Source organism: Actinacidiphila oryziradicis (assembly GCF_005047355.1).
GTDB lineage: Bacteria > Actinomycetota > Actinomycetes > Streptomycetales > Streptomycetaceae > Actinacidiphila > Actinacidiphila oryziradicis.
This window is the reverse complement of record NZ_SUMC01000048.1, coordinates 46,399-61,390: the sequence shown is the minus strand read 5'-3', so window position 1 is coordinate 61,390 and position 14,992 is coordinate 46,399. Positions and strand designations below refer to the sequence as shown.

Genomic DNA, 14,992 nt, shown 5'->3' with positions numbered 1-14,992 from the left:
ACCGGGTCCCGCGCCGACCAGTGGCACGGGAGGCCGTCCGGCGGCGCGATATCGTCTTCACTCGGCAGGTGTCCTTCTGGGGAGAGCGATCAGGCGTAGAGAACCTCGATCATCTCAAACCAGCAGAGGCACCTGTCGTCGTATCAGCCGCCGAACCTCGCCGCTACCTGCGGATTCGGGTCTGACCCACATCCGCGAATAGTGGCCTTCCGCACCGCCACGCGTTGTGAATCCTCGGTGGCGGGTCTTCCAGCGTGGGCAGGACTGAGGTCCAGCCGTCGCACTGCCGAGAGGTGGGAGAAGCGGGCGGAATCGGTGACTTCTGGGCGCCGGGGAGAGGTCGGCCTCGGCCCTGCCCGGTTCGCCGGCAATCTTCGTCGCACGGTGTACGGGTACGTTCACCTGTCGCTACGCTGACGCGGTGGATCACGAGCAGGCCGGTCAGGAGTCCGAAGGTCCGGTAACGAGCCGGGAGCAGGACACTGTGCGTGTGCTGCTTCTCATCGACGGCGCGTGCGAACCCGTGAGCGAACCGGGTCTCGTTGATCCCCGGCTGGCGAGCGCGGTCGGGGTGGTGCGCACCCAGGTCCGGCTGCAGAAGCTGGACTTCTGGCTGCGCAACCCGGACTACCTCGCGGACGAGCTGCTTTCGGACTACGTGACCAGCGCCGAGGCGCCGTTGCTCGAGCACGCGGCTGCGATCTTGGACTCCGAGGAGCCCGAGGTGCGGCGCTACCCGATGCTGCGGCACCACTTCGGCGCGTACGAGCCGTTGGACGACGCGCTGGCGGTGCTGCGCAGCGCCGGGTTGGTCGCAGTCCGGCGCCGGGGAACCGTGAACCGGATCCGCCAGCACGACTACTACCTGCTCGAGCGGGGGCGCACCGTAGCGCGCGAGGTCGTCGGGCAGGCACCGGAGTTCACGTACTACGTCGACCGGGTCCGCCTCGTGGTGGACCTGGCGGACGGGGTGGGGGGAAGCGGGTTGAAGGCGCGGCAGTATCTGCAGCGGGAGTACGCGCAAGCGGAGCGGGGAGCGCGGATTGGCTCGGTCAGTAGACGGGCCCGTGCGCGTCTGGATGAGTTTCGGCGGCAGGCCGCCGAAGCGGAGGCGGGGGTGGGGGCGGCGTGAAGGAGATCGAAGGGTCTTTGGAGGCGCGGATCGCGGCGCGCGCCAGCGCGTCCGAAGACAACGTGCGAGATGTGTTCGCCACTTACGGCTTGCCCTTGGTGAGCACTCCAGCGCGGCCCAGAGCGCTGCGGCTGCACCGGCTGCGGGTGGCGGGTAAGCGCACAGGGGCGGTGGCGCCGGGGCCGTTCGACTCAACGGTGCCGTTCACCGATGGGGTGACGGCGCTGGTAGCGTCCAACTTCCGTGGAAAGACCAGCGTCTTGGAGTTGGTGACCTGGTGTCTGCGGGGCACTCCGCGTGAGCTGCAAGGCGGGGTGCGGCGCTGGCTGAGCGCGCTGGACCTGGACGTGGTGGTGGCGGGGCAGCCCCTGGGGTTCCGCCTCGACCTCGCCGACGGGGAGATCGTCTCGGCCCTCGTACTGGCCGGCCCGGATGTGGCGCAACTGGCAAGGACGCGCGTCCCGGTCCCCGCGCGCAGTATCGTCGCGCTGCTTCGGGCGGCGAGCCCTGCCAGCTTCACCGAACAGGTCCAGGCGTTGATGTTGGATCGGCTGGACCTGCAGCCGCTAGTCAGCAGCGTCCAAGGCAATAGCACCCAGACGCATGGCTGGGCCGCGTACTACGGGGCTATCTATCTGCCTGCGGGAGGCGACAAGGTCCTGCTCGGGGACCAGGCGATGGCGGGATTGCCGGGCCGTCTCCTGCAGGTGTTCTTGGACCTGCCGGCCACGGCGGCTCTGGCGCGGGTAAAGACGGCGTGGGATGTGCGCGCCACGGAGAGCTACACCCGCGTCGCGACGGCTGAGGCCTTCACAGAGGCGCGCCGGGGCGAGCGTGAGCGGGTGGAGGCCGACCTCACGCAGGCCCGCACCCGCCTGGCGGCGCTCGGTCCTGCGGCCGGCGGCAATGAGGAGTCGCTCACCGAACTGGCCGAGCAGGCGGTCGCCCTGGCCAGGGCGGTGGCCGACGCACAGGAGCTGTGGGAGGAGCTGATGCACGTGTACCGCCGGGCCCGCGCCGCGCGCCAGCGTGACCTCAAGCTCCTCAACGATGTCCGCGAGAGCGCCATCGCGCGGCGGCTGTTCCACGGGCTGGATCCCACGACCTGCCCCCGCTGCGACCAGGACATCGAAGAAGATCGCCGGCAGCGCGAACGCAGTTCCCATGCCTGCGCGGTGTGCGACCGCCCGGTCGAGGGCGACGACGAAGCCCCCCAACAGGTGATCGCCGAGACCGAGGACCAGTTGGGTGCGAGCGCGGAGGCGGAGCGCGCCGCCAAGGACGCCCTGGAACGCGCCGAGGCCGAGCTCGCGCGGCTCACCGCTCACCTTGCCGCCGCCCAGGAACGGCTGCGTCGCGCCCAGCCGGCGGCGCAGTTGCCCGCCCTGGTGGCCGCGCGCGAGAGCGTTCTGCGCTACGAGGGAGCGCTCAGTGTCCTTCCCGAGGCGGCTGCGGCCGTGGCGGACCCGGTGGAGACCATGACCTTGAACGTCCTGAAGTCCGCGGCCAAAGTCCTCGAAGAGGACAGCCGCGAGGGCGGCACCGCACTGTTCGCTGCGCTCAACGAGCAGATCGCCGAGCTAGGCCGCCGGTTCGGCATCGTCTCGCTGGAGTCGGTCGAGATCGACCGCGCCGGACGGCTGAGGATCACCAAAGACGGTTCTGCCAGGGACTGGTTCAGCAAGCAGAGCGCCGGGGAGCGGCTGCGGTTGCGCATAGCGGTTGTCGTGGCGCTGCTGCGCGTCGGTGCGGCTCATGGAGTCTCCACCCATCCTGGGCTGCTGTTGATCGACAGCCCCAAAGCCGAGGAGGTCCAGGACCTGGACGCGCACACCCTGCTTAGGGAGCTGGCCGAGCTGGCCCGGGAGAACAGGCTCCAGGTCGTGATCACCACTGCGGACCCCGAGTTGGCCCACGATGTGCTGTCCGGTGAGAGCATCATCGAGGCCAAGGACGGCAGTCCGTTGTGGTGATCGCCCCCGCTGGCGCCGCAGGAGAAGGGAGTCGTCGTCCATGACCCGGCTCGCAGACCGCCTCAGCGCCCTGGCCTCCAACGGAACGCCCATCACATTCGCCGCTATCGCGCTGCCCTGCGAGGTGGTGGCCGGCGAGGCCGAACCGATCGCGGCAAGTCCGCTGGCGCCATTCCTGGCGGAGGCGATCGCGCACGCCTTCGACCACGAGGACAGTAAGTGGACCGATTCGGCGCGCGCGTTCCCTCAAGGCCTCGCTGCTCAGGGCAGCTTCCTGCACCTGACGGCCGCACTTCAGACGCTGCTGGCCAGCGCGGCTGCCGCCCGGGCATGGGCCAAGCCCTTGAACACCGTGCTGCTGGCTGACTTCCCTGCGTCTGTCCAGGCTTCTCCGCTGGTGGCCGCCGCACGGTTGGAGGGCGCCGTGCGCCTCGCGGCCTCCCACGCCGTCACCCCCTACCGGGTCTGGGAGGCGCTGGACGACCTCCCCGTCGACGGTCCGGAGGACTTCCTCGAACGCATGCCACGGCTTTTGGGGGTCGCCCTGGACTGCTGGGCCGGTCAGGAATCTGTCGGCGCGACGGTCCGCGGCCTGCTGGAGCGGCTCTCGGCCGAGGAGGCTACCGACGCCCACGCCTGGTTCGAGCTGGGCTGCGACCGTCTGCGCAGCGCGCTGTCCTGCCACGACATCGAGCAGGTGACCCAGCAGGTCGCACAGGCCCGCAGGCTCTTTGCGACCACTGCTGCGGCCGTCGAGGCACGTCAGGACGCGGAGGCGTACACCGCGGTGTGCGACGCGCTGCTGGGGTTCGCCTCGGGCAACGCGGGCAAGGTCGCCGAGGCCGCCGACGTGCTCGAACGCGCCCTGGAGCAGCGCTCGGCGTGGCTGCGGGGCACCCACCAGCCGCCCTGGCTACAGCCGCGCCGCACCGCCGAGGTCGCCTGGAGCCAGCTCCTGCTCCAACTGCGCGCCACCAGCAGCCTTCTGAGTGAACCGGTGTGGATGGAGCCGTGGCGGGCGCTGGACGCAGTGCTTGGCGCCTACCGGGCGGCGCGCACCGTCCGCCCCGTCGGCGCCGGCGACGATCTCACTGGCCTGGCCGCCCTGATCGAGCCGGCGATCGAAGACGGCTTCCTTCGGCAGCAGTCCTTCCTGGCAGCGCTGCGGCACGCGGCCGCGCATCCCACCGATCACCCCGAGGCCGGCCTCGACGCGGAGACGGCCGTCACCGTGCTGGCCCACATCGGGGCCCGCGCGACACCGCGCGCCCAGAGCACACAGCGCTCCTCGAGCGCGGACGAGGAGGACGATCCCCCGGGACGAGACCCGCACCGGCTCCACCGCCTCGCGCCGACCTTCGTCATGGCCCTGGGCACCGACCAGGCCGGCCGAGTCGCCGACCAGCTCGATGACGCCGCGCTGGCCGCGGTCGAAGGCCTCGCCTACACCGGCGACGTCGCGCGCTTGAGCGCCTGCGATCCCGTGATCGTTCCCACCCTGGACCGCATTCTGGAGCAACTGTCCGCGTTTGCGGACTTCACCGGCGAGGTCCGGCATACCTTCGAGGCGCTGGTCGCGCAGACCCTACTCTTCCTCAAGAGCCGCTCCGACCTGACAAGCACCAACCTCTTCGGCCCCGGCAAGAAAGGCGACCGGCCCTACGACTACCGGCGCAAACCCAGGCCCGGCCAGCGCAAGGCCCTGGAGGGCGACCTGCAGCGGGACTTCCACGGCTGGCTGCAGGCCGGCCCGCTGCACAACATCGTCCACGTGGAGACCGTCGACCTGGGCATGGGCCGCGCCGACGTCCTGGTGCACTTCGGTGCCCTGCGCTACCTGACCGAGATCAAGAAGGACGACGCCGACAACACCCGCGAGCGCCTCGAGCGCCGCTACCTCAAGCAGGCGGCCGAGTACACCAACACCAACACCCCCTTCGGCCAGCTCCTCGTCCTGGACCTCACTGCCAAGTCCACCGGAACCCGCCGCATCAATGAACTGACGTGGACCACCTCCCACCGCCCCGACGGCGCCAGCATCGACCGCGCCGTCGTCGTCGGGATCGTCGCCGCAAACCGCGTCACCCCGGCCGACTACTCGCGCTGATCCCGGGACATCGTCACGCCTCGAGCGTCAGCGCCCGCGGGCACCCCCACCGCCCCGGTCACAGTCCGGCACGCGGTCCGCTGCGACGCCGGTCCCTGTGCCCTCGTAGCCGAGAGCCCGTCGCCACAGAGCATGGAGCACGACCACCGAACGGTACGAGACAGAAACCCCGCGACAACTTCGCCAGGTCAAGAGCAACGATCATGGAACGATGGAAGCATGGACAGCTGAGACCGGCCGATGCGACCATCTGTCACCGTGCAGTTCGGCCTGCCGTCAGGGCCTGGTCGGCGCCGACGGCTCCCACAGCTGGTCCGGGACCAGACGCTCCACGACTGAGCAACCAGCACGCCCGGCACCAGGCACTGCACCTGTCCCTTACCAATAGGTCAGCGGCGGGTCCTGCGGGCCGGGAGAGCCTGGGCTTCTGGGGCCGGGCGCGCAGTAGGAGCGGCCGGTGTGGTGCGGGCGGCTTTGATGAGGGTGGTCAGGCGGCGGGTGCGGGCCGCGTCGGCCAGGACCCATGCCAGCAGCACCAGGACGGCGGCGACCGGGACGGCGAGCACCGCCACAGCTGGCCACCCGCCCCATGCCGTGCCCCCGGCAACCGCCGTACCCACTCACGCTGTCATCACCACAGCCTTGGCCTCCGCCTACTCAGCCCCCGCCCACGGTGCGGCGGCGGCCCGGCGGTACGCGGGCGCCCGGCTGAACCTCCCAGCCCGCTCTTCCCCCTCATCACCCCCATGCGGCGAACAACTCAGCCTCACCGCAACAGGAATCCGCTACAGCCTGAACCCCACGCCGTGAAGCGGCAGCTCTGCCCGCCTCCGGCAGGCGAGCGCGGGACCTCATTCCCACGCCCCTGACCAGCAACAACACACTCCAGATGTACCGACCGGCAACCAACTGACCAGTATCACCGCCAAAAACGTCAGCCCCGGATCGGCACCTATGTCACCAGCCCCCAAGATCGTCACGATATAATCGCAAAACCGCCACACAGGGCAGTCGCGCCCGCACAATGAATCAATCCCGAAAGGCCTTGCCGATCAGAGATCTTGCCTCTCCATCGGCCATGCTGGCACCACTGAGAATGGACCGCGATGGGCACACCGAGCAGCAGTGCGGCGTCAACCGCTACGGCCCCGCTCATCCGACTCGTTGCCGAGTCTCCCGCGGGAATCACCCCCGATGAGCTGATGGCAGCCGCCCGGGACCGCTACAAGCGCGCACCCACCCAGCGTCTGGCGATGCTCCTGAAGCAGGCGTTGTCCGCGGGGCTGCTCCATGAGCGCGACGGGCTGCTGTTCGTCGGAGACAGCTCAGGTCAGGAAGCCGCCGCCCCGCAGGACGGCCTCGCGTCGCGGCGCGGCCTACGGGCGATCACCATCGATGTCGAAAGCGTCGTGCGCACAACAGCGGCGGCTCCATACGTGGACCGCCGCATCTTCCAGATCGGTGCCGTCCGGACAGGAACGGACACAGCGTGGGTGGCGGAGCATCCCCGGACCGAGGTCTTCCTCTCGTTGCCCGGTGACGAGTGGACCATCCGCAATGAAGGACTGCGGGAACGGCAGCAGGCCCAGGCAGTGGCTCCGCGCACCGCCTTGGAGCGAATGCACGAATTCTGCGCCGGCACGGACGTACTCGTCGCGCACAACGGGACCACCGCGGATTTTCCGATACTCGACGAGGCCTGTGAGAGGGAGGACCTACCTCCTCTCCCCGGCGATCGCGTGGACTCGCTCTACCTGGCCCACTGCATGTGGCCCCTTGCCCGCAGCCACCGCCTTGCCGCATTGGCCGACGCCTACGGAGCCGATCGTTCCGGACTTCGGTGGCACGATGCCGCAGACGACGCCGAGTTGCTTGCCCGCGTCGTCGACCGAGCCTCCCGCGAACTGGCCGGATGGCCCGAAGACCTCCGCGCGTTCGTCACCGCCGCGTGTCCCGACTCGCCAGCGTGGAATCTGCTGCATCATCTCGCGTGCGGACCCGAAGGTCCCGGAGAAGAGGGCGGCACCCAGGTCAGCTGGGACCTCTCGAGCATCTCCAACGCTCTCACCGGCCAGCTGACGCACCATGCGCCACGACGCGGCGGGCCGCCCGCCGCCCCGCCCGGCCGGGCGCCCCTCGTGGTTCCCGAGCGGCTGCGCCCCAACGGCCGTGTGGACGCGGGGGAACTGGCCAAGGTGGTTCACGGGGCGGGGGCCCGGCCGCGCCTGGCCCAGCAGCAGATGACCGCGGGCCTGCACAGCTGGGCTGACGCCGGAGTCTCCGCCCTAGTGGAAGCACCGACAGGCACGGGCAAGAGCTTCGCCGTGCTCGCCGCGGCCATGGACTGGCTCGGCGGCGCTCCGGATCGCAGTGTGGTCATCGCCACCTTCACCAAGCAGCTGCAGAGCCAGCTCGCCCGGGACGTCGACACGCTGAGCCGTGCCATGCCCGGTCTTCTGGAGGCCGCGGACCTGATCAAGGGTAAGGCCAACCGGCTCTCGCTGCGCGCCCTCGCCACTGCCCTGTCCGACGCGACCGGATCCGGCTCACGGAGCGACAAGCAGGGCCGCTCGCGGTTCGTGGAACAGCCGAAATTCCGCGAGCTGGCGGTCTTCCTCACACTGCGGCTGATCGGGTCCCCTGCCGCCCCCGAAGCATGGACCGCCAGGTCGGTGGATCCGGTCGATGTGCCTGCCTTCCTGGACGCCTACTGCGGACCGCTGCTGTCCCTGTGGCTGCAGTCGCTCTCCCAGACCGGCGGGGACTACTCGCCCACCGCGAGCACACCGCTGGCCGTACACACGAACACGGTGCGCGAGGCGATCGCCTCTTACCAGCTGGTGCTGGCCAACCACGCGGTGCTACTGGCCCACCTGGAGGATCTTCGCGCCCTCCCGGGCGAGACGATGTTGATCGTCGACGAGGCGCACCTGCTGGAGGACGCCGCCACCTCCGCCCTGACGGTGTCCCTTGACTACGGCGCGGTGGAGGAACTCGCCGGGTCCTGCCAGACCTGGTTGAAGGACGCCACGTCCGGGCCGGCCCGGCACCGGGTGGCCGATGCGGCCGCAGAGCTGGAGACCCTCCTGGACCACGAGTCCCTCCCTCAGGCCGCCAGCCGGGCCTTCGACGCGCTGGGCGGCCAGGACTCCTCGGTCGTCGGTTCCCGCTCCGTCACGCTGGCCAGCCCGTACGGCAGCGGCATGGGGCTCCCTCAGGTCCGGACTCTCAAGCTGCTGATCCGCCGACTGTCATCCGTATGCAGCAGGCTGGAGCGGGCACTGGCCGGCTTTGCGCAGGCTCATGCGCCCTCCCTCGACTTCTTCTCCCTCGAAGCGCTCAACGCGCTGCTGACACATGTGTCCGAGATACGCGAGACCGCCGATGCCCTACTGGCTGACCTCCAGGAGATACTCGGGGCAGCCCCTGCGGACGGCGCCGCGGGCAGGACCGGTCCGACGGCGGCCCACACCGAGGCTCCCGGCACGGACGGCGAGACCGATCTCGGTGACGCGGCGGACGAGAGCGCGGGGACCGAATGCGACGAGGGTTCCGACGCCTACCAGGGCAGCCGGCTCCCCCCTCCACTGCCCAACCGCATCGTGTGGAGCGAGGAACTCGCCATCCCGCTCGCAGGGCTGCGCCACTACCGCTTCCGTCTTTCGTCCAGCCCCGTCGAACTTCCCGGCGATGCCCGATGGCAGCGCTATCTGGACTCCTTCCCCCGCACGTACTACGTGTCGGCAACGCTGCGTGTGGCGGGAAACTGGGGCTTCGTCATGGGGCGCCTGGGGCTGTCCGGGCTTGCGACGCTGTGTTTGGACACCCCGTTCGATCTCGGGCAGCAGGCGGAATTGGTCTGCTTCTCCGACTTCCCTTCCTGGGGCGAGCAACAGGAAGGCGCCATGAGGACCACGGCCCATCAGCTCGCCGGTTACGCGGCCGAGGTGGCGCGGCCGCGCTCCGCAGACGCAGGCACCGACGGAGGGGCACTCGTCCTCACCACTGCGCGTTCCACCGCCGGCGGCATATCGGAATTCGTGGCCGACGAGCTCCGCCGGCGTAGCGACCCCACGCCGGTGATCAGCGCACTCGCGACGGGCAACGCCCGGGGGGTTGAGCAGTTCGCCGATCCGCAGCGCGGGGGTGGAATTCTGGTCGGAACCAAGGGCCTGTGGCAGGGAGTCGACGTCTCCGACCCCGAACGGCTGCGCCTCGTGTGGATCAACAAGCTGCCCTTCGCACCGTTCGCGGCGCCGCTGGTGGAGGCGCGGCGCGCCGCCGTGTGCGCAAAGGCCGAGGCGGCAGGCCTGGAAGACCCGGACGCTCATGCGACGGAGCACTACTACATCCCGCTCGCCGCCCTTCAACTGCGCCAGGCGGTGGGACGCCTGATCCGCTCGGAGCGTCACCACGGTGTGATCGTGATCAGCGATCGGAAACTGGCGGGGCACACGGCACTGCGCCGCGCCTATCGTCGCGCCTTCCTGGGGAGCCTCGACGAGGGACTGCTCCGCCCCGACCCTCGAACCGGCGAGCCGGGAGGGGGGAACGTCGTCACCATGGCCCGGGGGTGGGCGCGGATCTGGGATTTCTACGCCCGCCATGGCATCGTCTCCCCTCAGCGCGCGGAGGAGCTTTCCGAGCCCGAATCGCTCCAGCGACACACCCTGTTGCCGCAGACCCTGCGCATCAGGCAGCTGGAACTCTCGGCGGAGGAGGCCGGGAAACTCGCGGCCGACGACCAGCTCGAAGGGGTGGTCCTGCAGAGGGCCGCAGAGGTGGCGGGGTTGCTCCGGTTGATGGACGATCCGAGCCAGTTCCGCCTCAAAGCCGCCCAACGCGCCGTCATTGAGGCGGTCACCCGAGGACGCAACGTGCTGGGCCTGCTCCCCACCGGCTTCGGCAAGAGCTTCACCTTCCAGCTCCCCGCGCTGGTCCTCCCCGGTGTGACGCTCGTCGTCAGTCCCCTCGTGGCCCTGATGCAGGACCAGGCGCTTGAGCTCAACCGCTCCATCGGCGGCGCCGTCCGGGCGCTGATCGCGCCCTTGCGGGAGTCCAGCAGCAGGGCGGGCAAGACCGAGGTCGCGGAGCAATTGCTCAAGCGGGCGGAGCATGGAATCAAGATCATTTATGTCAGTCCGGAGCGGCTGTGCCAGCGCAGGTTCCGGGAGCTGATCCGCTCCGCGGTCGCGGCCGGCACCGTCAGCCGGATCGTGCTGGACGAGGCGCACACCATGGTCCAATGGGACGACTTCCGACCGAGCATGCAGCGGGTCGAGCAGTTCCTGAGCGAGCTACGGCAGGCACACGCGCTGCCGGTCACCGCCCTGACCGCCACCGCCAACCACACCGTGCACAGTGGCTTGCGGACGGGTGTCTTCGAGGTGCCCGAGATCCCGCCGCCGACGGGCAGTGAGGATGCCCGCACGGAAGCCACGAGCTCGGTGGCACGCGGCGGCCTGGTGACCGTACGGGAAAACCCAATCCGCCCCGAGTTGGCGGTCTTCCGGCGTTCCCTCAAGCAGTCCAGCCCGGCTGTGGTGGCGGGCCTTGCCCGGCATGTCCTGGAGGCACTGACGGGACACGCGGTGTTCTACTGCCTCACGGTCAAAGAGGTCGTTGCCCTTCACGCGTACCTGCGGGAGTACCTCGGCGATTCGGGACTGCGGATACGCCGCTTCCACGGCAGGCTCACACAGGCCGAGAAGTCGGCCGTCATGACGGAGTTCCGTGAGGCTCCTCGTCTCGGTGAGGAGGGGTTCTCGCCTCTGGTCGTCGTCGCGACCTCCGCCTTCGGGCTGGGTATCGACCGTGACGACATCCGGACCGTGTTCTGCGTGTCGGCCCCGACCGACATGGCCTCGCTCTACCAGCAGCTGGGGCGTGCGGGACGCGATGTGGCGGGGAGCGGCTCACCGGCGGATGGCGGGGCCCCGGCCAACGCCGCTCTGGCTCTGCTGACCACCAAGGGACTGCGCACGGTGGCCTTCATGACCGGTCAGGATCTGCGCCCCGGTCTGCTGACACGCATGGGACGCGCCGTATTGGCCTGCGACGCTGTGCTGGACGCCCGGGGCATCGCCGATCGCCTGATCGGCGAGGATGTCCGGTCGGGCCGGATCTCCGAGCAGGAGGGACGTTCGACTCGCATCGCAGACACCTATGTGGCCGGCCTGATGCGCACCTTCAGCCAGCTGTCGCGTCTGGGGTCGGTCACCGACCACGGCGACTTCCCGCCACTGTGCAAGGTCCGCCGGGGCGAGCTGGCTCCCGAGGACGACGAAGACCCCGTCGTTCTCGAAGCACTGAGCGTGGTGAACAGCCTGTCCGATCGGACGCACGGGGTGCACGCACTGACCTTGTCCCGGCTCGATGTCGAGGCCCTGGATCGCCGGCTCGCCGCGCGAGTGCAGGGATATCGCGGGCTGGCCGAAAGCCCGGCCGGTACCTGGCAGTTGCTCAGCGATCTCCATGACCGCGGTCTGCTGGACGTCTCTGCCGCACCCAGTCGTCACTGGGTGAGCGGGATCGAGGTCCACACCACCGAGCTCCCGGCGGACTTCCTGACGGTCCTCTCCGGCAAGGCGCAGCGGGCCGCAGTCGAGATCAACCGGCTGCGCGATTTCTTCGACGACTCCTCCACCTGTGCCCACCGGAAGTTCGCCGACTACTTCGGGGTCACCGAGCTGCCGGCGGCCTGTTGCACCACGGAGGCCAACCGATGTGGCGCCTGCTGGGGGAAGCCTGACTGGCCGGTCAGCGAGTCCATACCAGCGGCCGCCGAGGCGCTGTTGACACCGAAGCCCCGTCCGATCGACAGCGCCGCACAGCCGGAGTCTCGCCGCAAGCGTCTGGACGAGCAGGTCTTTCGGCTGGTCTGGGCGGTGCCATGGGGCGTCCACCCGCGCAGCGTGTGGCGGGCCCTGCGCGGTGAGGACAGCTCGTACTCACCCAAGCTGGGCCGGCGTATCCGGCTGCCCCAGGGACTCATCGGGAGCCGCTACTTCGGAGCACAGGCCGACCTCCCCCTGCGCGCGGTAGAGGACAGCATTTCCCGGCTGGCGGAAGCCGCACGCCTGACGTCTTCGGGCGAACTTTGGCGCACTGTGACGCCGACCGGTGCGCGATTTGCCGCATCGACGGGAGGAGAAGCATGACGGCCGCAGCAGAGATAGCTTCCGGCCGGGTGTGGCGGCCGTACGACGACGATCCGCTGATCACACAGGACATGGTCACCGGCCTGGACGACTGCGACCCCGAGACGCGGGATCGACTGCTGGTTTATCTGGAGGCGGTCGTGGCGCACCGAGCTGCCCCCGTCCACACCACCGTCGCCTTCAACGCCCTGTACTTCGGATACGACGTCGAGGCCGGCGGATACGTCGGAGGTCCGCTGGACTTCGGGGACTTCCCCTCGGTCGCGCGCGGCGACCGCCCGGACGCGCTGCCCGTCGGCGCGATGATCAACATCCGCACGGGCGGCGACCTGCTGCCCGCGGAGATCGTCTATAAAGAGGGGGCCCACCCCGAGCTCGATCCGTACGGAGGGACCCCCGGCTGGATCTCGGGGGCACCCTCCGGTGCCCGGGGGCCCGCGCTTCTCGCACCCGACGAGGCTCCCTCCCTGTACGAGCGGCTCGTATTCGACAGCGCGGCCTTCGGGCAGGGGATGGCGCCTACAGCGGAGCGGCTCCAGCGGCTGCGCCGCCTAGGCCGGACCGATTCATTCGGGCACCTGCTCGTCGAGTCCAGGTACGAGTTCGCGGACGCCGACCTCAGTGACACCGACTACTACGCCCGCTATCTCGTGACCCGCGGCCGCGATCAGCTGACCAGCGCCCTGGCGCCGACTCCTCTTCCCCTGCTGCTCGCTCCAGGAAGCTCGAACGACGAGCTCATGGCGGCCGTCAGAGGGTTGATGGGCACGGTGCGGCAGGCGCTGGCGTCGCTCGATGCGGCTCGGGTGTGGGGAGAGTACGCGTTCACGCGGGCCTCGATGGCCCAGCGGCTCGGAGATTCAGGCCCTCTGGGGCGGAGCGACCTGGTCCGCCTGGCCGAGTCGACGGCGAGCCATGCGGTTCCCAGGGCGGACCGCCGCGCCGCCCTCTCAGAACCACGGCCTGTGTACACCGCGCTCGGCCCCGTGCTGCGGGGCCGTCCGGAATGGCAGGACGCGATACGCGGCACCGGCTACCCGCTGGCCGTCTGCCACGCCAACTCCGTCCTGGCCGACTACGCACGGCGCGAGCACGACGAGACAACCGGTCTGCTTCCCTCCGGCGTCCGGCTAAGCCTGGACGACCGCTGGCAAGGGGGCGGCGTCTGGCGTGCCGTGCTCGCCAAGGACCGTACGGAGACTGAGCCCAGGGACGGCTTCACGGATGAACCGGCCGGCCTCGGCTGGGCGGAGAGCTTCCCCCGGCCACCGGCCCGCGGGCCACGGGCTCACCCGGCTCCCGGGCCGGACATCGCGGTACAGCCGGCGCACCCACGGGGAGGTGAAACAGCTCGTGAGGCCGACGCAGAGCCGGCCTGCTTCGCGGTGGCGCCCGTGGAGGCCCCTGCGGAGAACCCCGCGAACCGCGGGGAGCCGGCACAGGAATACCCGGACGGCCTGGCTCCGCCGGTCTCCGCCGACGGCGGGATCGACGGCGGGACGGACAGTGTGACGGGCGGAAGGACCGAAGGCAGCACCGAAGGCAGCCCGCCGGACGCGGATGCCGGGCCGTCGGCCCCCGGCCCGCTGTGGCCCGACGACAGCGATCTCGGCGCCCCCCTCCTGCCGGCGGCGCATGACAGCCAGGCCGAGTGGCAACAGCCGCTCCGGCTGGCGCATGTGATGCAGGAGTACCTGCCGATCCCCGGGCGCATCGGTAACGAGTTCCTTCCCGTCGGCACTCCGGTCGGCCTGGTACGGGTCGTGCTCTATCACGCCGGAGTCAAGCTGCCCGCTGCCGAGGCCTGTCACGACGCGCGTGTCACCGCGGGCACAACAGGAACCCGGTTGGACGGGAGGGATCGCCTGGCCGCTCGACTTCTTTCCCGGGATCTGGCTCTCATTCACCTGGCAGCGCGGCAGCAACGTGATCCATGCACGGACCACGCTGCTGCCCCAGCCGGTGACCGTCGACGGAGAACTGATCGAGCACCGCTATGACCCGATGGTGCTCACCCGTGACGGCTCCACCGGACTCCCAGCCGGCACCGAACCCACCGAGGATCTGACATCTCATCAGCTACTACTGACCGCGATCCGCCGGCTCGGCCTGCTCGACCGGTTCGGGCAGGCGATGCTGGCCCGGCGGGACGTGCCCGCAGCCGTCAACGCCGTCATGGGCGGCGTCCCCGTCGAGGCCAGCCGCATCGAAACCGCCCTCACCGGGCTGCTCGCCACTCAGCATCTGACCATCGCACGGGGCAGCCAAAGCGAGGAGGGCCATACGCATCATCCGCCCCGACCGGGTGAGTCGATCGTGCAACTCGTCTGCTACCGGCCGCATCGGATCGAGGTGAAGGCCGGCTCCCACACCAATGAACTGGACCGGCAGGCGTCGGCGCGGCCCGATCAACCAGTACAACTGCACGGCGTTGCCGGTTTCCTGCGACGCATCGGGCATCTCGGACACGAGGCGACCGATGAGCAACGCACGCTCTACCGCGAGGACCATCGCCGGTTCCGGTTGAGCGGTCCCGCCGAGCTGCCGCGCGGTTTCACCTACGTACGCCCGCACAAGCGCGGGCGCTGACCCCTTCCGCCCCCGTCCACGGGCGTCTCCA

At 69.9% G+C, this 14,992-nt stretch carries 7 protein-coding genes; 6 read left to right on the top strand and 1 reads right to left on the bottom strand.

Annotated features, from left to right (window positions below; translation table 11 throughout):
- Nucleotides 1–421 precede the first annotated feature (421 nt).
- The 3 genes from FCI23_RS34900 to FCI23_RS34890 are packed head-to-tail and all read left to right on the top strand — an operon-like array spanning nt 422 to nt 5,212.
- Nucleotides 422–1,132 carry a hypothetical protein gene (locus FCI23_RS34900; protein ID WP_136728178.1) on the top strand — a complete coding sequence of 237 codons (711 nt, stop codon included), beginning with the start codon at nt 422–424 and terminating at the stop codon, nt 1,130–1,132.
- Nucleotides 1,129–3,105, top strand: coding sequence for a hypothetical protein (locus FCI23_RS34895; RefSeq protein WP_136728177.1), 1,977 nt, complete (start codon nt 1,129–1,131; stop codon nt 3,103–3,105). Before FCI23_RS34900 ends, FCI23_RS34895 begins: the two co-directional genes overlap by 4 nt.
- 40 nt (nt 3,106–3,145) lie before the next feature.
- Nucleotides 3,146–5,212 (top strand): hypothetical protein, encoded by a 2,067-nt coding sequence (locus tag FCI23_RS34890; RefSeq protein ID WP_136728176.1) that lies wholly within the window; start codon nt 3,146–3,148, stop codon nt 5,210–5,212.
- Between the two features lie 389 nt (nt 5,213–5,601).
- Here the strand turns inward: FCI23_RS34890 and FCI23_RS34885 are convergent, their stop codons facing one another.
- Entirely contained in the window at nt 5,602–5,784 is a 183-nt protein-coding gene (locus FCI23_RS34885; RefSeq protein WP_136728175.1) for a hypothetical protein, read from the bottom strand.
- Nucleotides 5,785–6,318: 534 nt separating this feature from the next.
- Here FCI23_RS34885 and FCI23_RS34880 point away from each other — a divergent pair.
- The 3 genes from FCI23_RS34880 to FCI23_RS34870 are packed head-to-tail and all read left to right on the top strand — an operon-like array spanning nt 6,319 to nt 14,961.
- Nucleotides 6,319–12,372: a DEAD/DEAH box helicase gene (locus tag FCI23_RS34880; RefSeq protein ID WP_136728174.1), complete on the top strand. Its 6,054-nt coding sequence runs from the start codon at nt 6,319–6,321 to the stop codon at nt 12,370–12,372.
- Nucleotides 12,369–14,372, top strand: coding sequence for a hypothetical protein (locus FCI23_RS34875; RefSeq protein WP_136728173.1), 2,004 nt, complete (start codon nt 12,369–12,371; stop codon nt 14,370–14,372). Before FCI23_RS34880 ends, FCI23_RS34875 begins: the two co-directional genes overlap by 4 nt.
- Complete coding sequence (locus FCI23_RS34870; RefSeq protein ID WP_169317071.1) at nt 14,335–14,961, top strand: hypothetical protein; 627 nt, start codon at nt 14,335–14,337, stop codon at nt 14,959–14,961. The genes FCI23_RS34875 and FCI23_RS34870 overlap by 38 nt, the downstream gene beginning before the upstream one ends.
- Nucleotides 14,962–14,992 lie beyond the last annotated feature (31 nt).